Source organism: Bradyrhizobium canariense (genome assembly GCF_900105125.1).
Taxonomy (GTDB): Bacteria; Pseudomonadota; Alphaproteobacteria; order Rhizobiales; family Xanthobacteraceae; genus Bradyrhizobium; species Bradyrhizobium canariense_A.
Genome location: NZ_LT629750.1, coordinates 4126526 through 4144411, shown reverse-complemented (window position 1 = coordinate 4144411; position 17886 = coordinate 4126526). Strand labels below are relative to the sequence as shown.

The 17886-nt window shown below is 59.7% G+C and carries 16 protein-coding genes and 1 tRNA gene; 12 read left to right on the top strand and 5 right to left on the bottom strand.

Going from position 1 to position 17886, the window contains the following annotated elements:
* Positions 1-571: 571 nt before the first annotated feature.
* On the bottom strand, positions 572-1486 hold the full coding sequence (locus BLV09_RS19785; RefSeq protein WP_146688551.1) for a LysR family transcriptional regulator: 915 nt from the start codon (positions 1484-1486) through the stop codon (positions 572-574).
* A 359-nt stretch (positions 1487-1845) separates the two neighbouring features.
* On the opposite strand from BLV09_RS19785, the gene BLV09_RS19780 reads away from it, so the two are divergent.
* The 5 genes from BLV09_RS19780 (at position 1846) to BLV09_RS19760 (ending at position 6989) form a co-directional block, all read left to right on the top strand.
* The gene (locus tag BLV09_RS19780; RefSeq protein WP_100384084.1) at positions 1846-2352 is read left to right on the top strand and encodes a flavin reductase family protein; all 507 of its coding nucleotides are present in this window, start codon (positions 1846-1848) and stop codon (positions 2350-2352) included.
* A 121-nt stretch (positions 2353-2473) separates the two neighbouring features.
* A complete protein-coding gene (locus tag BLV09_RS19775; protein WP_146688550.1) occupies positions 2474-3883 on the top strand; it encodes an MFS transporter in 1410 nt (469 codons plus the stop codon).
* A gap of 17 nt (positions 3884-3900) precedes the next feature.
* Entirely contained in the window at positions 3901-5070 is a 1170-nt protein-coding gene (locus BLV09_RS19770) for an LLM class flavin-dependent oxidoreductase (protein WP_146688549.1), read from the top strand.
* A complete protein-coding gene (locus BLV09_RS19765; protein WP_197684963.1) occupies positions 5067-6236 on the top strand; it encodes a CaiB/BaiF CoA transferase family protein in 1170 nt (389 codons plus the stop codon). The genes BLV09_RS19770 and BLV09_RS19765 overlap by 4 nt, the downstream gene beginning before the upstream one ends.
* 3 nt (positions 6237-6239) lie before the next feature.
* Positions 6240-6989, top strand: a complete 750-nt coding sequence (locus BLV09_RS19760; RefSeq protein ID WP_100384081.1) for an enoyl-CoA hydratase/isomerase family protein — start codon at positions 6240-6242, stop codon at positions 6987-6989.
* A 161-nt stretch (positions 6990-7150) separates the two neighbouring features.
* On the opposite strand, the gene BLV09_RS19755 is transcribed toward BLV09_RS19760, so the two are convergent.
* From BLV09_RS19755 to BLV09_RS19745, 3 genes are all read right to left on the bottom strand, one after another.
* Positions 7151-7225, bottom strand: a tRNA-Val gene (locus BLV09_RS19755).
* 121 nt (positions 7226-7346) lie between these two features.
* Positions 7347-8639, bottom strand: a complete 1293-nt coding sequence (locus BLV09_RS19750) for a hypothetical protein (protein ID WP_146688548.1) — start codon at positions 8637-8639, stop codon at positions 7347-7349.
* Between the two features lie 277 nt (positions 8640-8916).
* Complete coding sequence (locus BLV09_RS19745; RefSeq protein ID WP_100384079.1) at positions 8917-9534, bottom strand: DUF1134 domain-containing protein; 618 nt, start codon at positions 9532-9534, stop codon at positions 8917-8919.
* Positions 9535-9644: 110 nt separating this feature from the next.
* Between BLV09_RS19745 and BLV09_RS19740 the strand changes: the two genes are divergently transcribed.
* On the top strand, positions 9645-10142 hold the full coding sequence (locus BLV09_RS19740) for a YHS domain-containing (seleno)protein (RefSeq protein WP_100384078.1): 498 nt from the start codon (positions 9645-9647) through the stop codon (positions 10140-10142).
* Positions 10143-10206: 64 nt separating this feature from the next.
* On the opposite strand, the gene BLV09_RS19735 is transcribed toward BLV09_RS19740, so the two are convergent.
* Entirely contained in the window at positions 10207-11040 is an 834-nt protein-coding gene (locus tag BLV09_RS19735) for a 3'(2'),5'-bisphosphate nucleotidase CysQ family protein (RefSeq protein WP_146688547.1), read from the bottom strand.
* Between the two features lie 207 nt (positions 11041-11247).
* On the opposite strand from BLV09_RS19735, the gene chpT reads away from it, so the two are divergent.
* From chpT to BLV09_RS19705, 6 genes are all read left to right on the top strand, one after another.
* Positions 11248-11895, top strand: coding sequence for a histidine phosphotransferase ChpT (chpT, locus tag BLV09_RS19730; RefSeq protein WP_100384076.1), 648 nt, complete (start codon positions 11248-11250; stop codon positions 11893-11895).
* A 195-nt stretch (positions 11896-12090) separates the two neighbouring features.
* Positions 12091-14814, top strand: coding sequence for a hybrid sensor histidine kinase/response regulator (locus BLV09_RS19725; protein WP_146688546.1), 2724 nt, complete (start codon positions 12091-12093; stop codon positions 14812-14814).
* A gap of 11 nt (positions 14815-14825) precedes the next feature.
* Complete coding sequence (locus BLV09_RS19720; protein ID WP_100387192.1) at positions 14826-15293, top strand: chemotaxis protein CheW; 468 nt, start codon at positions 14826-14828, stop codon at positions 15291-15293.
* A 78-nt stretch (positions 15294-15371) separates the two neighbouring features.
* The gene (locus BLV09_RS19715) at positions 15372-15737 is read left to right on the top strand and encodes a response regulator (RefSeq protein WP_100384074.1); all 366 of its coding nucleotides are present in this window, start codon (positions 15372-15374) and stop codon (positions 15735-15737) included.
* A 77-nt stretch (positions 15738-15814) separates the two neighbouring features.
* Positions 15815-16990 (top strand): protein-glutamate methylesterase/protein-glutamine glutaminase, encoded by a 1176-nt coding sequence (locus BLV09_RS19710; RefSeq protein ID WP_146688545.1) that lies wholly within the window; start codon positions 15815-15817, stop codon positions 16988-16990.
* On the top strand, positions 16987-17862 hold the full coding sequence (locus BLV09_RS19705) for a CheR family methyltransferase (protein ID WP_146688544.1): 876 nt from the start codon (positions 16987-16989) through the stop codon (positions 17860-17862). Before BLV09_RS19710 ends, BLV09_RS19705 begins: the two co-directional genes overlap by 4 nt.
* Positions 17863-17886: the final 24 nt, after the last annotated feature.

Here is a 17886-nt window from a genome sequence, read left to right as displayed (position 1 = left end):
TACTGACGCAAAAGCGCCTGCGTCGTTGACGATGCGTCACCTCTACTTCCCAAGCTCCAACATCCTACGGTTTAACCTTGCTCGCAATCTTCAAGGGGAACATGGGTGTTCTGCGCAAGCCGCAACGGGGTTAGCAAGTCTGGTGGATGTTTGGGCAGCTCCGTCGTCGTGACGTTTAAGGACGGGCCGCGACGAATTGGCGTCCAGGCGGTTTGACTATTCCGTTGCGCGCTACCCAACGTTGCGAAACAATCTCCCGATGAGGGGAGGCGACAGATGCGCATCTTTTCCATCGCAACGATCGTGCTGGCCAATGGCATCAGTGCAGCAACCATGGCGGCGACACCCACGATCAGCTGGGAAATCGAAAACCGTTTCCGCTATTTCACGCGGGCATCGGACTTTCAGAACATCGCCGATGTCTATAACTCCCTGAAAACCGCGCAAAACACCAAGCCGTCGACGCTGCAATTGGAGAGGGCGGCTGGAAAGCCGCACCCTGGCGGCCGGATGGCGGACAAGCTCATTCTTGTCGGGATACGGAGCGGATCAGGCTCGCGACAGGCAAGATCTAGCCCGTTCCTGTATCGCCATCGGCGGCCACCATCTCGAAGGAGCTTGCTTCCTCTGCGAGATCGGCAATCATCGACGGGATCGCCGTTGAGCGGCTGGACTTGTAGATCGCGAAAAATTCGACCATAGGTCCCGCTGGTCGCGTCTTCATGATGCGCAGATCGCCCGCTTCGATTTCCGTCTTATAACGATCGACCGGAAGAAGGCTCATGCCCAGACCTTCCTTGGTAAGTGATGCTATCACGTCCATGCTGTCGCAAAGATCGACGTTAGGCAGGCCGTCATCCCGCGAGCTCAGCCAACGTTGGACGGTGTGATGATGAAAGCTGTCCTTTCCCAGGGAAAGTATTCGTATGTGCCGAAGGTCGCCTGGTTCTATGGTGTGCTCCGGGAGTTGTTGCTTGCGGCCCGCCATCCACGCGAAATAAACCCGACCGATTGATCGGGCTGTGAGATCAGCATCAAATTTCAGTCCTGGCGCGAGTACGAGATCAAGCTCGTCATTTCCAAGACGCTGTAAAAGCTTGGCTGTGAGTGAGACGTTCAGTTCAAGCGCAAGAAGCGGAAGTTTGCCATGGATCATGTCGACCAGTTTCGGCAGCCAGGTTACGGCGACCATCTCCGCGACCCCCAACCTTAAAAGACCGGAGAGTGCCTCACCGTTGCCAACAAACATCCGGATGTCCGAAAAGGCCGAGGTCGCCCTTTCGGCATAACGGCAAAGTTCGCGTCCCTTCGGCGTCAAGCGTACCTTGCGTTGAGACCTATCGAAAAGCGTAACGCCAAGACTCTCCTCAAGCTCCTGTATGCGTGCCGAAATAGTCGATGCTGTCGTATTCAGACGATCAGCAGCGCCCGCAAAGCTCCCGCACCGCACAATAATCAGGAACGTCTCAAGCTGCCTGATGTTCACTGTGGCGCTCCTTATAAAATCGCCATCTCCACCCGATAACGCGATGGAGCCCTGTCGTCCAAGGCTTTTAATCGATGATTCCCGCGCAACCCGGGCTCATAAGAGAAATTTGGGTGCCGGGAAAATTCACGTGCGTTGCGGCGGCGCGAAGATCGGCGGATCATTTTCGTGAAGTCTCAGGCTTTTTTTCGTTCGCTTTTTTCGAACATATCCGCTCGAAATAAATCGCTTTTTTCGAAACTTACGAATGTTACGTTTCTGGACAACGGTGACGTTAAAAAATACAGCGTGGCCGGCTCATCGAAGCAGGAAGCGTTTGGGAAGAACACGTGCGCTCTCGTGCACGAGGAGGACGGACGATGAAAAAATGTTTCAAAAACATACCGTGCGATCAGTTTAAGGCCGTCATGCGCCGCTTCGCCGCGAACGTCAATGTCATAACGTCAGCGGATGGAGGGCTTCTGAATGGAATGACCGCTACTGCGGTATGCAGCGTGACAGCGGAGCCGCCCAGCGTTCTCGTAATCGTCAACAAGACCAATCGTTCGCATCCAATCATCAGGAACTCGGGCGCCTTCGCCGTCAACGTGCTGTCGCTCGCGCAGCAGGATATAGCGCTGCATTTTGCTTCACGAGTTGCCGATCCATTCTCGACAATCGATTTTTCAGTCGGGAAAACCGGTTGTCCGATCATCGCGGGCTCCGATGCCCATGTTGAATGCGTTGTGATCAAGGAAGTGGAGCTCGGCACTCACACAATTTTCGTAGGTGAAGTCGTGGCCAGCGACCTCTCTGACGGAGAGCCGCTTCTTTACCACGGCGGACAGTACCGCAGGCTAGAGCAGGCGCAGGACGCATTTGCTTAGGCGGCATTCCGCACTGCCAAAGTCAAAAAAAGACTTTCTACAAAGCACTGGAGCCCGTTCCAAATTTCTATCGAAGATAAGTACTCAATCAATCAAAAAAGCACAACTCCTAGGAGGGGACATGACGTTTTATAGCGATGCGACGCGGGGAATGTCTGATGAAATTTACGCGAAACAAGCCAGAAAGGCGGTTATTGCCTCGACGATCGGCACGATGATCGAGTGGTATGATTTCTATATCTATGGCCTCGTTGCGGCGATCGTGTTCGGCAAACTTTACTTTCCTTCGCATGACGCGTTCACCGGGACGCTGCTCGCTTTTTCCACCTTATTCCTCGGGTACGTAGCACGTCCTTTCGGAGCCGCTTTGTTTGGTCATTTCGGCGACCGGATTGGACGCAAGGGAACGCTGGTTGCGACGCTGCTGCTGATGGGGATCAGTACCGTCGTCATAGGCCTGGTGCCGACCTACGAAACCATTGGCGTTTGGGGAGCAGTCGCTTTGACGGTCTTGAGGATGCTTCAGGGTATCGGTGTTGGCGGCGAATGGGGTGGCGCGATAGCGGTTGCGACGGAGTGGTCGCAGTTCAACAAGCTCCGCGGGCTCGCCGGAAGCTGGCCGCAGTTCGGCTCCCCCCTCGGACTGCTGCTTGCCGTGTCGGTGTTGACTGTGGTCAGCCACGCGGGTTCGGCAGAATGGTTCGAAACCGTCGGCTGGCGTCTGCCGTTTCTGCTCAGCATTGTGCTGGTCGGTGTCGGGCTTTATATCCGCCTCGGTGTGCTGGAGACGCCCGTCTTCGAGAAGATACGCGAGAAGAAACAGATCGTTCAGGCGCCGGTATTGGTGGCCTTCCGGGATTACTGGCGCCAGATTCTGCTCACTTGTCTCATCAGGACTGGGCAGCAAGCCCCTTTCGTCCTCTTCACCACCTATCTGCTGTCTTACGGTACAAGCACGCTCAAGCTTGATCGCTCGTTCCTGTTCAATGCTGTCCTCGCCGCCTCGTCCCTTTCGTTGGTGACCACTCCGCTGTTCGGCTATCTGTCCGATCGCATCGGAAGAAAACGGATGTACCTTATTGGCGCGGCCACCATGCTTCTTTTTGCATTTCCGTATTACTTGATGATCGACAGCCAGGTGCCGGCCCTGATCGTTCTTGCCGTTATGCTTTCCCTCGCTGTTCACGACATGCAGTACGGGCCGCAGGCTGCCTTTATCTCGGAGAGTTTCCCACCAAGCGTTCGCTACAGCGGTTCTTCGATGGGATATCAGCTCGCTTCCATCACTTCAGGGGGCCCGGCGCCGCTGATCGCGACGTGGTTACTTCATACCTACGGGTCATCGTTTGCGATCAGCGCGTATATCGCTGTGATAGCGGCTATCAGCCTGGTTTCCGCTGCGTTCCTGCGCGACCGCTCCAAGGAGGATTACGGAACTGAATTGGTTGAAACGAAATCCATGAGCGTTAGGCCGGTTCGCGATAATTCAGCAACATCTGATGTGGCCGTAACCAATCTCTCTACGCTTTGAAACGAAAGGAACTATTCATGTCAGATGCCATGACAATGTTGACAAAGACACCGATGCCGTCTCGCGATGAGAGCGAGATCTCCCCGTTGGAGCGTCTGCCGCAGCACAAACTGTTGGTGGGCCTGTTCCTGCCCATGCAAGAAGGGGCATGGAGCCCATCGCGTGCCCCGCGGTCAACTTCCTGGACTTTCGATTATATTGCCCGTTGCACGATACGTGCGGAGGAACTCGGGTTCGATCTGGCCTTTGGACTCGCGCAGTGGCTCAGCAAGGGCGGCTATGGCGGCGAAATGCGATTTCGGGAGCACGAAATCGATCCGATCATCGCCAATACCGCACTCGCTGCGATTACAAAGTCTATAGTCCTGATCAACACCGTCCACATCCTCTACGCGTGGCATCCACTTCATCTCGCCAAGTTTGGTGCAGCTATCGATCACATTAGCGGAGGCCGCTGGGGCGTTAATGTAGTGACTGGCTACAAGCCGAGTGAATACCGGATGTTCGGACTTGCCCCCATCGAGCACGATCTTCGATATGAAATGGCCGACGAATTCACGACAATCATGAAACGTTTGTGGGCGGACGATGAAGATCTCACCTTTGATGGACGTTATTGGAAAACGGAGCGCGCATTCCTGGCGCCGAAACCGGGTCCACGGCGGCCGTTTCTTGTCAATGCTGCATCGTCAGGAGCGGGCCTCGATTATGCGGCCAAACATTCGGATATTATTTTTATCACGAGCCCGTCAGGAGCCGATCCCTTTAAGGCGTGTGAGTCGTTACCGAGTCACAATGCGAAGATCAAGAGTTTAGCCAACGGTTACGGCCGCAAAGTGAAGACGATCATCAATCCGCATGTGATCTGTCGTCCAACGGAGAAGGAAGCGAAGGCTGCATACCAGGAAATTCTTGAAAATGAGGATACGGTCGCAGCCGACAACTTCGTGAAGACTTTCGTCAGCGGAGATACCGCCTCGTGGCGCGGTCACAGCCGCGCACAGTGGGTCATCGGCGGCAACGTGCACCTGGTCGGGACTCCGGAGCAAATTGTGGATTGGTTCATCAAGCTGCAGGCCGCCGGCTGCGATGGCGTTCAGGTCAATTTCTTCGACTATCTTCCGGATCTGGAATTCTTCGGGAAAGAGGTGTTTCCATTGATGAAGCAGGCGGGACTGCGATCGTGACAGATGCACCCCTTTCCAAACTGCGTGTTCTGGAGTTTGGCCAGATCGCAGCAGGACCGTTCGTCGGCATGCTGTTGGCGGACCTTGGTGCGGATGTCGTCAAGATAGAACGACCCGATGGGGGAGACGGGATGCGGGATTGGCCGCCGCTGATGGCAGGCACGGAAGGCGAGGGGCGTTTCAGCGGTAACTTCGCCTCGCTCAATCGCAACAAGCGCAGTGTTGCGGTCAATCTGAAAAATGCTTCGGATGTCGCGCGTCTTCGCGAACTATGCATGCAAGCGGATGTGATTGTCGAAAATTTTCGCGCCGGAGTCCTCGAAAGACTCGGTCTCGGCTACAAGGCGCTTTCGCAAACGAATCCGCGCCTCGTCTATTGCTCCGTATCCGGATATGGGCAGGTAGGGCCCTATGCCCAGAAGGGAGCGTTCGACGTCACTGTTCAGGCGATGAGCGGGATGATGAGCGTGACGGGAGATTCCGATGGCGAGCCAGTAAAGTGTGGCGTTCCAGTCGGTGATTTCACGGCGGGGCTCTACGCCGCCTACAGCATCTTGGCTGCCGTGCGGCGGGTAGATCAGTCAGGTCGTGGTGCTTTCATCGACTGTTCTATGCTTGGCAGCTTGCTTGGAATATCCGCGCTTCAGACAAGCGAATATTTCGGAACAAGAATCACGCCGAAACGGCTTGGATCGGCGCATCCACGAAACGCCCCCTATCAGGGTTTCGACGCTGCCGACGGACCGTTCGTCGTCGCCGCCGGCAATCAGGAGCTTTGGCGCAAGTTCTGCGAGGTCCTCGGCCTCATACATCTTTTTGACGACCCAAGATTTCGGACACAGGAGCTGCGCGCCCGAAATCAGAAGGCCTTGGCGGGCATCTTGAGGCCAGTCTTTATAGGTGGTTCAAGAGCGGATTGGTTGAAGGATCTTGATCGACAGGGCATTCCTTGCGCACCCGTCAATGGTTTTGACGACATTCTTGCTGATCCGCATGTGAGCTCAATGGGCCTCCTTCACGACATGAAGCTGCCGAACGGTGCGGAAACCAAGACGGTCGGCTTCCCAATCGCTATCAGCGACTTCTCCTTCAAGATCGGGCGCTCGCCGCCGGCTCTGGGGGAGCATACCGAAGAAGTCCTGCACCAATGGCTCGAAAAACCTTAACCCATGACGGCACCGCTCCTGATATCCGATCCCGCCTCTGGCGTGCGCAAGCTGACGCTCAATCGCCCGGACCGAGCGAATGCCATCGACGGCGCAATGGGTGATGGGCTTCTCGTGGCACTGCAAGAAGCTGCTTCGAGCCAGATCCGCGTTGTGCTCATCGAGGCGCGCGGAAATAATTTCTGCGGTGGTTTTGATTTTTCGGGTATCGAGGCGATGTCGGAGGGCGATCTTCTTCTCCGCTTCGTGCGAATCGAACAGATTCTACAAGCCTTGTGGGATGGACCGTTTGTTTCCATCGTGCGTACGCATGGCGCAGCTTTTGGCGCGGGCGCCGATTTGATCGCGTCTTGCACCTACCGACTGGGAACACCTACTTGCCGATTTCGTTTTCCGGGCTATCGCTTTGGGATAGCTTTAGGCACGAGGCGCCTCGGCTGCCTGCTCGGGGAACACAGGGCGCGAAGTATTCTGCTCGCCAACGCCACGCTCAGCGCGCCGGAGGCCCTCGAATCCGGACTTCTCTCGCATGTAGCAGCAACCGCCGAGCTTGATGCGAAAGTTGAAGAGATCGTCAGCGGCCTTGATGACCTCGATTACGCTGCAATAACTAGTCTTCTCCGAAATGTACGCCAAATGCGCGAGCATGCAGACACCGATCTCGTCAATCTGGTTCGTTCCGCGGCCCGACCTGGAATTCGCGAGCGTATCGCTTGCTATAGGGCAAATGCGGCAGTTGTCCGAAAGCGGTGAGCGTCCGATTTCTAAAAGTCCTTCGGAAAAGCATCGGCCTTTGAGTTCACAACAGATACAGAGGGAAGGGTCTGATATCCGTTTCTTGAGTCAGATTGTGCCCCCAGGGGGCACACGACGGGGAAAATCATACAGTCAAATTATTGAATAAAAACAGGTAATGGTGGGCGCACAAGGGATCGAACCTTGGACCTCTCCCGTGTGAAGGGAACGCTCTCCCGCTGAGCTATGCGCCCGGGAATTTCCTGCACGCCAAACCCGTAAACGGCTTTAGTCGGATCGTGCAGGCTGTCAGAGACCGCGATTTACGAAGTGCGGGGCGGGGGTGTCAAGCCAAACCCGTCGGTCTCTATGTGCTCATGCCCCCTGTTGGCGGGCGCGGGAGGCGTGGGATTGCAGCGCCCGGATCCGTTCGGCGAGCGTGCCGCCCTCCGGAATGCTGCCATTGGCGGCAGCGCCGTTGGCCGCAACGCCGTTAGAGGTCTTTGCGGTCTTTGCCGGGATCGCCGGTTCGCCGGCCAGCATGGCTTCGATTGCCGAATTCGGTCCCTCCAGCGTCATCGCCAGTTTGGCGACTTCAGCGGCGATGTCATTGATCCGTTCACGTAGCAGCGCGTTTTCCATGCGCTCGGTCGCCCAGGAACTTTCAGCCTGCTGCTGGATCGCGTTGATGTCGCGCTGCAGCTTGGAGCGTTCGTCGCGCGCAAGGCGAAGCTGTTCCTCGACCGCCGCCTTTTCGGTGCGCAGCTTCTCGATCGCCGGCGCTTTGCCGCCATTGGTGGCGGCGATTTCGTCGCGTAATTCCTTGGCGGTGCGTTCGGCTGCTGCATTCAGCTGGCGCAGCTGATTGTTCTCGTAATCGCGCTCGGCGAGCAGCTTGCCCTGAGTGGCAAGGCGCGATTCCAGGTCGGTGACACGGTTGCCGAGCATCTCGGCTTCCTTGACCTGGACGATCAGCTGACGGTCGAGATCGGTAACACGCTGGCTCAGATTCTCGACGCGGCTGCGGGCTTCAGAAAGTTCGCGCGTCGCGCTCTCGGATTCGCCGCGCTCCTGGGCGAGCCGCGCCTGGGTCGTGGCAAAATCCTTCTCGGCGTCGCCAACGCGGTTCTTGAGTTCATCGATCTGGGTGCGCACCGCGACCAGTTCGACCTGTCGGCTCTCCGCCGTCATCGAACGGTCGGATAATTCGGCATTGATCTTGGCAAGCTCGCTTTGCTTGTCGGTGAGGGCCTGCTCGGCGCCGCGCAGCGCCTGCGTTTTGGCGGCAAATTCCTCTTCGGTCGCCCGCAGCTGTTCCTTGACCGCCTTCTCGCGTGCCTCGAGCGAAAAAATCGTGGCGTTCTTTTCGCCAAGCTCGAGCTTCATGCGATTGATCGCGTCGGTCTTCTTGCCGAGTTCGGCGAGCTGGCTGGTGGTCTTGTTCTTGAGTTGGTCGACGTTCATCTCGAGCCGTCGCGCCGACATTGCGAATTCCGCGCGCAGCTGGTCCTTGTCGGCCTGGATTTCAGCCATCGACAGCGGCGTTGCCGCCTCCATGCGCCGCGTCGTCAGCCGCACCGCCCGGTTATGAACCAGCGGTACGATCATCAGTCCGCACAGCATCGAGACCAGAAAACCGATCGCCAGATACATGATCGGTTCGACCATGGACGAAACTCCTCATTAGATCATGAGCCGATTGGACTGAAGCGGATCGTGATCTCATCTCTTTGTTTGAACATGATCTTTCGGAAAACCGGTTCCCACTTTTCCGGATCGTGCTCGACGCGTAGCGAAACCTGCGAGAACCGCCGGATTCCCGCGTTGGAAACTCTTCGTTAATCACAATGCCACGCCGGGCAAGGTAAACGCCAGCCCAATGCGGCGTTAACGTAAATCTGCAACCAGAGCTGTTCCCGTTTCGGGGTTCGCAGGCTCGAACGGTTCAGAACGGGTTCCAGGTCGCGCTCGGCGTGTATTTCAAATAGCCGATATTGGCGCCGAGGCGCAGGCCGAGGCCGGAGCGGATCGGCACCAGCACAATATTGTTGGCGGTGAGCGCCGTCATTCCGAAGCCACCGATGATATAGGCGGAGCCATCGATGCCGCCGAAGCGTTGGTAGATCGCGTTGGTGGCGGGAAGATTATAAACCAGCGTCATGGTGCGCGCGCCGTCGCCGCCCCAATCGAAGCCGACCGACGGTCCTTGCCAGTAGACGCGCAGATCGCCGGCATTCTTGGTGTAGAGCGTGCCTTCGCCATATCGCAGTCCCGCGACAAAGGCGCCGCTGCCTTCCTCGCCCAGAACGTAGCCGTTCGGCAGGCCCCATTGGCTCACCGCGCGCTCGATAATGGAGGCGAGGCCGCGCGAGACGTTGCCGAAAAACCGATGTCCGGCGTTCACCAGTTCGTCCGACCCATAGGTGTTCGGCCCTGCCGACTGACGTGGCGGCGGAGGCGGGAGCGGTTCGGCTCCAGGGCCTGGCTGCTGCGCGAAAGCGGGCAGGGTCAAGCACATCATCGCGGCAAGCGTTGCCGCGGCAAGGCGAGAGGCGAAAGTCATGAAATAACCCCTGGGTATTGAAACATGTCCGCTACCTTAACCTGACGCCAACAAACACGGCTTTAGGTTGCGTCCATTGTCCCCCGACTCGAATGTTATCGGCATCAACTATGACGGCAGAGCGGCAAGAAAGAAACGGGTGGCGCCTCGGAATTGCCTTTATCACCTTACTGGGCATACAGGCTGTCCTACCGTTTGCGGCGCGGGCCTCGACCACCGAACGGGTGGTCGTGAACCGTTTCTCTGGTCTCGCCATCGAGGGCTTCGACCCCGTTGCTTATTTCGCCGACGCCAAAGCCGAGCTCGGCAGTGAGCAATTCGAGGCTTCCGAGGCCGGCGCGGTCTGGCGTTTCCGCAACGAAGGCAATCGCGCCTCCTTTGTCGCCCATCCTGATATTTACGGCCCCCAGTTCGGCGGATACGACCCGATCGACGTCGCGCGCGGCGTCACGGTGGCCGGCAACCCCCGCTTCTGGCTGGTGTCGGGGCAGCGGCTCTATCTGTTCAGCCGCAAGGAAGCTCGCGACGCCTTTGCTGCCGATCCTGCGCGCGTGCTGCGGAATGCGAACCCGCGCTGGCCGGAGCTTGAGCGGACGCTGGCGCAATAGAGTATGGTCCCAACCCGGAATGCCGCGTAGCGCAAGGCGGAAACCTGCTCTCGGGAGAGATCATTCAGCGCGCAGCTGCAGGATCGCCCCAGGCAATGAACTCCGGCACGATGAAGTCTTCGCGGCCCAGGCCGAACTTCAGCTCCCCGCCTTGTTCACCGGTGATCTTGCCACCGGCCGCGGTGACGATTGCGTGACCGGCCGCGATATCCCATTCGCTGGTCGGAGCAAGGCGCGGATAAATGTCGGCGCTGCCCTCCGCCAGGCGGCCGAATTTGACCGCCGAACCGAGCGCCAGCCGGGTGGCGCCGGGCCTGCTTGCAATGAAGGCTTCGGTCCTGGCGTCTCCATGTGAGCGGCTGACAGCCGCGATCCACGGGGCAGCCGGAGCCGGGGCGCGGCGGGTGTGGATCGCCACGGCCGCCCGTCTCGATGAATCGGTTATCGTCAGCCGTTCGGCGCCTTGTCCCACCAGGCCGCGCCATATCAATCCGAGCGCCGGCGCGCCGATAATGCCCAACAGCGGCGTTCCGTTCGTGACCAGCGCGAGATTGACGGTGAACTCGTCGCGGCCCGCGACATATTCCTTGGTGCCGTCCAGCGGGTCGATCAGAAAGAAACTGCCGCGATAAGGCGGTTTTGCCAGATGAACGCGCTCCTCCGAGATCGCCGGAACGGCTGGCACGAGCCAGGCCAGACCCTCGCCGATGATCCGGTCCGCGGCCAGATCCGCTTCCGTCACCGGTGATCCGTCCTGCTTGCCGTCGATTTTCATGGCAAGACGGTCGACTGCGAGAATGGCGGCGCCGGCCCGGACCACGAGATCAGTCAAGGGCTCCATCAGCGCGGCCGCGCTATCGCGCTCGATTATGGGTACTGACAAACGTGCCTCATTCATGGGCGGGCCTCACAAGCTGACTGTCATACCTACATGTTCCTCTTCGCAACAGGTACGCGGAAACCGTCCTGACGGCGAAAAGGACCGCAAGCAGCGTCGGACCGGCTGCCCCCTTGTTGGCACCACACTTGTCCCCAGTGTATCAAGCCAGCGGACAGGCGTGATTCGCGTTGGTCCGCGCCTGTCGCAGATCTCGGGGAATATCTTATGTCTGGCACATCGTCTCCCGGTCCCGCTCCTGACGCCCTTGAACTGGCGGCGCTGTTGTGTTCGCGGGTTTGCCACGATCTCATCAGTCCGGTCGGCGCCATCGTCAACGGGCTTGAGGTCCTCGACGATGATCCCAAACCGGAAGATCGTGAGTTTGCGCTCGACCTGATTCGCAAGAGCGCCAAGACCGCGTCGGCACGCTTGCAGTTCTGCCGTCTGGCGTTCGGCGCTGCGGGCTCGGCCGGCGCGCAGATCGATCTCGGCGACGCGCAAAACATGGCGCGGGGTCATCTGGAGGACAGCAAGACCACGATCGCGTGGAATTTGCCGCGTCTGCTGCTTCCCAAGAACCGGGTCAAGCTGCTCCTGAATATGCTGGTGATTGCGCAACAGACCATTCCGCGCGGCGGAGTCATCACGGTCGATTCAATCGGCGAGGGCGAGGCGATGGGCTTTCGCGTCGCGGCGAGCGGACTAAATGCGCGCATGCCGCAAAACATCGCCGATCTCCTGAGCTCGGGCCAGACCTCCGGCGTCGATGCGCACGCGGTGCAGCCTTATTATACGCGGCTGCTGGCCGAGGCTTGCGGACTGAAGGTGGTACTGGCGCCCGAAGGTGATTCGATCGTCGCAACCGCCTCCTAAGAGGTGCTTCGCGCGTCGGGTATGGTTAATTAACGGTTTACCGCAGGGCCCCGGATTGCATGATGCGCCCTTATCTCTTTGTTGAGAGCGTTCTTTTCCGAATACTCAACCAATATTAAACGCTTTGCATAGAAGCTGACCAAACTCCGAAAGGCGTGTCGAAGTGGCGCGCTCGTGCGTTCTAGGGTCGGTTTCATGGATGATTTGTTGCGTGAGTTTTTGACTGAGACCAGTGAAAGCCTGGACACGGTCGACAATCAACTGGTGCGGTTCGAGCAAGATCCGAACAACGCGAAGATTCTGGATAACATTTTCCGGCTGGTGCACACGATCAAGGGGACGTGCGGCTTTCTGGGCCTGCCACGTCTGGAAGCGCTGGCGCATGCCGGCGAGACCTTGATGGGGAAATTCCGCGACGGCATGGCGGTGACGGGGGAGGCGGTCAGCCTGATCCTGGCCAGCATCGACCGCATCAAGGAAATCCTCTCCCGGCTGGAAGCAACCGAGGCGGAGCCCGAGGGCAACGACCAGGACCTGATCGTCCAACTGCATGAGATGGCCGAGCACGGCGCGCAGGCTCAACCCGTTGCGCCTGCCGCACCGATCGCAGCCGCACCTGCACCTGTCGAGGTTGCCGCGCCGGTCGTGGCGCAAGGCACGCTGGTGGTGCAGACGTTAGAGCGTCAACTTCGTCCCGGCGAGGTTTCGCTGGACGATCTGGAGCGCGCCTTCCGCGAGACCGAGACCGAAATGGCAGCCCCGCTGGCGCCATCGCCTGAGCCCGAACCCGCGCCTATCGCCGCTTCCCCCAAGAAAGAGGCGAAACCGGCCGCGAAGAAAGCCGGCCCCGAAGTCGAGATGCAGGAGACCGACAAGGTCGCCAACCAGTCGATCCGCGTCAATGTGGATACGCTGGAACATCTGATGACGATGGTGTCGGAACTGGTTCTGACCCGCAATCAGCTTCTGGAGATCTCCAGGCGCAACGAGGATACCGAGTTCAAGGTGCCGTTGCAGCGGCTGTCGAACGTCACGGCGGAACTGCAGGAAGGCGTCATGAAGACGCGGATGCAGCCGATCGGCAATGCCTGGCAGAAGCTGCCAAGAATCGTGCGCGACCTGTCGGGCGAACTGCACAAGCAGATCGAGCTGGAGATGCACGGCGCCGACACCGAGCTCGATCGCCAGGTGCTCGACCTGATCAAGGACCCGCTCACCCATATGGTGCGCAACTCGGCCGATCACGGGCTGGAGACGCCGGCCGAGCGGCTGGCCGCGGGCAAGCCGGAGCAGGGCACCATTCGTTTATCCGCCTATCATGAGGGCGGCCACATCATCATCTGCATCGCCGACAATGGCCGCGGGCTCAACACCGAGCGGATCAAGGCCAAGGCGGTCTCCAACGGCCTCGTCAGCGAGGCCGAGCTGGAGAAGATGACGGAAGCGCAGGTCCACAAGTTCATCTTTGCGCCGGGCTTCTCGACCGCAGCCGCTGTCACCAGCGTGTCCGGCCGTGGCGTCGGCATGGACGTGGTGCGCACCAATATCGACCAGATCGGCGGCACCATCGACGTCAAGTCGGTGGCCGGTGAGGGTTCCAGCGTCACCATCAAGATCCCGCTCACGCTCGCCATCGTCTCGGCGCTGATCGTGGAGGCCGCCGGCGACCGCTTTGCGATCCCGCAGCTGTCGGTGGTCGAACTGGTGCGGGCGCGCGCCAATTCCGAGCACCGCATCGAGCGCATCAAGGACACCGCGGTGCTGCGGCTGCGCAACAAGCTGTTGCCGCTGGTGCATCTGAAGAAGCTGCTCAAGACCGACGACGGCTCCTCCTCCGATCCGGAGAATGGCTTCATCGTGGTCACCCAGGTCGGCAGCCAGACCTTCGGCATCGTGGTCGACGGCGTGTTCCACACCGAGGAAATCGTGGTCAAGCCGATGTCGACCAAGCTGCGTCACATCGACATGTTCTCCGGCAACACCATTCTGGGCGACGGCGCGGTCATCATGATCATCGATCCCAATGGCGTCGCCAAGGCGCTGGGGACATCGGTTGCCGCCTCGCACGAGATAGCCGACGAGAACGCGGCCTCGCGCGCCTCCGCCGCCGAACAGCTGACATCGCTGTTGGTGTTCCGCGCCGGCTCCAACCAGCCGAAGGCGGTGCCGCTCGGGCTGGTGACACGGCTGGAAGAGATCACCACCGACAAGATCGAACTCTCCAACGGCCGCTACATGGTGCAGTATCGCGACCAGCTGATGCCGCTGGTGCAGATGGCCGGCGTCAATGTCCAGACCTCGGGCGCACAGCCGATCCTGGTGTTCGCCGATGATGGCCGCTCGATGGGGCTCGTGGTCGACGAGATCATCGACATCGTCGAGGAGCGGCTCAACATCGAGGTCGCCGGCAACCAGGAGGGCATTCTGGGCTCGGCCGTGATCAAGGGCCAGGCCACCGAAGTGATCGACGTCGGCCACTTCCTGCCGATGGCGTTCGCCGACTGGTTCTCCCGCAAGGAGATGCGCCCCTCGGCAAGCTCGCAATCGGTGCTGCTGGTCGACGATAGCGCGTTCTTCCGCAACATGCTGGCGCCGGTGTTGAAAGCCGCGGGCTACCGGGTGCGGGTGGCGCCCAATGCCCAGGAGGGGCTGGCGGCGCTGCGTTCGGGTCAGGTGTTCGACGTGGTGCTGACCGACATCGAGATGCCCGACATGAACGGGTTCGAGTTCGCCGAGACGATCCGCTCCGATCAGCATTTTGGCACCATGCCGATCATCGCGCTGTCCTCGGTGGTGTCGCCGGCGGCGATAGAGCGCGGGCGCCTCGCCGGCTTCCACGATTATGTCGCCAAGTTTGACCGCCCCGGCCTGATCGCGGCGCTGAAGGAACAGACCGCCGAACTGAACCGGGCGGCATGATGGAGACCAGCATGACCAAGACCCAGACCACCCAGACCGCCGTCGCTGAATATGTCACTGCCGTGATCGGCGGCCAGCTGTTCGGGCTGCCGATCTCGCGCGTGCAGGACGTGTTCATGCCGGAGCGGCTGACCCGGGTGCCGTTGTCGCCCAACGAGATCGCCGGCGTGCTCAACCTGCGCGGCCGCATCGTCACCGTGATCGACATGCGCGCCCGCTTAGGGTTGCCGAAGAACGACGATGGCAAGCCGCCGATGGCGGTCGGTGTCGACCTGCGTGGCGAATCCTATGGCCTCCTGATCGACCAGATCGGCGAGGTGCTGACGCTGCCCGACGATGGCCGCGAGGAAAACCCCGTCAACCTCGATCCCCGCATGGCCAAGCTCGCCGGCGGCGTCCATCGCCTCGACGGCCAGCTCATGGTCGTCCTCGACGTCGATCGTGTCCTCGAAATCGCGCCGGCGCAGCTGGCGGCCTAAACCAACCGCAGAACGTGGCGTTCACCGAGCCGTAATGGAAACGTCCCTTTCCTCATACTTGAAGAAGCAGAGGCCAAAATGAAAACATGTCTGGTGGTCGATGATTCAAGCGTCATCCGCAAGGTCGCAAGGCGCATCCTCGAAGGACTGGACTTCCAGATCGTGGAAGCCGAGGACGGCGAGAAGGCATTGGAAGCCTGCAGGCATGGATTGCCCGAGGCGATCCTGCTCGACTGGAACATGCCCGTGATGGACGGCTACGAATTCCTTGGCAATCTCCGCCGCATGCCCGGCGGCGACCGCCCCAAGGTGGTGTTCTGCACCACCGAAAACGATGTCGCGCACATCGCGCGCGCGCTTCATGCCGGCGCCAACGAATACATCATGAAACCGTTCGACAAGGACATCGTCACCGCCAAGTTCCAGGAAGTCGGCCTTATCTGATCTTGCATCTTGTCCGGCGGCTGACGGCCTTCGGCGTTGTTGTTTCCGTCGTGCCGCTTGAGCTGTACCGGTGAGTAATGAGTATTGCGTTGACAAGTGTTTTGACCTCGAATGCGGTGCGGCAAGATCCGCTGCGGGTGATGGTAGTCGATGACTCCGTCGTTATCAGAGGCCTAATCTCCCGCTGGATCGGATCCGAACCGGATATGATGGTGGCGGCATCGCTGCGTACCGGTCTTGACGCCGTCAATCAGCTTGAACGCATCAATCCCGACGTCGCCGTGCTCGATATCGAAATGCCGGAACTCGACGGCATTTCCGCATTGCCTCGGTTGCTGGCAAAGAAGCGCAACCTCATCATCATCATGGCCTCGACTCTGACCCGCCGTAACGCGGAGATCAGCTTCAAGGCGCTATCGCTTGGCGCGTCAGACTACATCCCAAAGCCCGAGAGCACCCGCGAAGCGTCTGCCGCCGAGATTTTCCATCACGATCTCATTCAGAAGATTCGCTCTCTCGGCGCCAAAGTTCGTCGTCCGGCTCCGGCAAGTCCTTCCCTTGCACCTTCTTCGACGCCAGCCTTCGAACGGTCGCGTGAATTCTCGCTGCGGCCACAGCCAGCTCCGGTTGCGCAGCCGCAACTGATCCGCCGCGCCTTCAGCACGCACGCGCCGCGCGCGCTCCTGATCGGTTCATCGACGGGTGGGCCGCAGGCACTGATGACGCTGGTCGCCGATATCGGTCCTGTCATCGATCGTTTTCCGGTGCTTATCACGCAACATATGCCGCCGACCTTCACGACAATTCTTGCAGAGCATCTTGCGCGCTCCAGCCACCGGCCGGCGCATGAAGCGATTGATGGCGAGATCGTCAGGGCCGGCACGATCTATCTCGCGCCGGGAGGACGCCATATGCGCGTCGTCCGTCACGGCGCTGAGGTTGCCATAGCTCTCGACGACGGTCCGCCAGTTAATTTCTGTAAACCCGCCGTCGATCCATTGTTCACCTCCGCGATCGATGTCTGGCAGAGCGGAATTCTGGCGCTCGTGCTGACCGGCATGGGTTCGGACGGCATGCGGGGCGGCAAGGATATCGTGACTGCCGGCGGCAGCGTGATTGCACAGGACGAAGCGACGAGCGTGGTGTGGGGAATGCCCGGCGCGGCCGCGAATGCGGGGATTTGCGCGGCCGTTCTGCCGCTCAATCAGATCGCGCCGAAACTGGTTCGATTGTTTTCGGGAGATCGTTCGTGACGCCGGTAGATTATGAGTTCTTGCGTAAGCTCCTGAAGGAGCGTTCCGGCCTGGATCTGTCGGCAGACAAGCAGTACCTGGTGGAAAGCCGATTGATCCCGCTGGCGCGCAAGGCAGGCTTGCCCGGCATCGCGGAGCTGGTTCAAAAACTAAAGGGCGGACCCGACGCGGTGACGGCCGAAGTGGTCGAGGCGATGACCACCAACGAGACGTTTTTTTTCCGCGACAAGGTTCCGTTCGATCATCTGCGACAGACGATACTCCCGGAAGTTCTGCAGGCGCGTGCCAACCGTCGTTCGCTGCGCATCTGGTGCGCGGCCTCTTCGACCGGACAGGAGCCATATTCGATTGCGATGTGCCTGAAGGAAATCAGTTCGTCGCTGGCGGGCTGGCGGGTCGAGATCCTTGCGACCGATCTGTCGCAGGGCGTTCTGGAGAAATCCAGGGCCGGCATCTTCAGCCAGTTCGAGGTTCAGCGTGGACTGCCGATCCAGATGCTGGTCAAGCATTTTACGCAAACCGGAGAGCTGTGGCAGCTCAACGCCGATATCCGCTCCATGGTCCAGCACCGGCAGTTGAATCTGCTGCAGGATTTTTCCCACCTCGGGGCGTTTGACGTGATCTTCTGCCGGAACGTCCTGATCTATTTCGATCAGGACACCAAGGCCAACATCTTCAATCGCCTGGCAAGGGTGCTCGAACCCGACGGTTTTCTTTTGCTGGGCGCGGCGGAGACCGTTGTCGGGTTGACCGACGCCTTCAGGCCCTATCCGGAACGGCGTGGGCTTTACCGATCGAGCGCTGCTCCGATGGCGCGCCCCGGTGCCGCGGCGATGCCGCAAACATTGAAGGCGGTTGCTTCGGCGCGCTGAGCGGGTTGCTGCCGGTCCTACAGG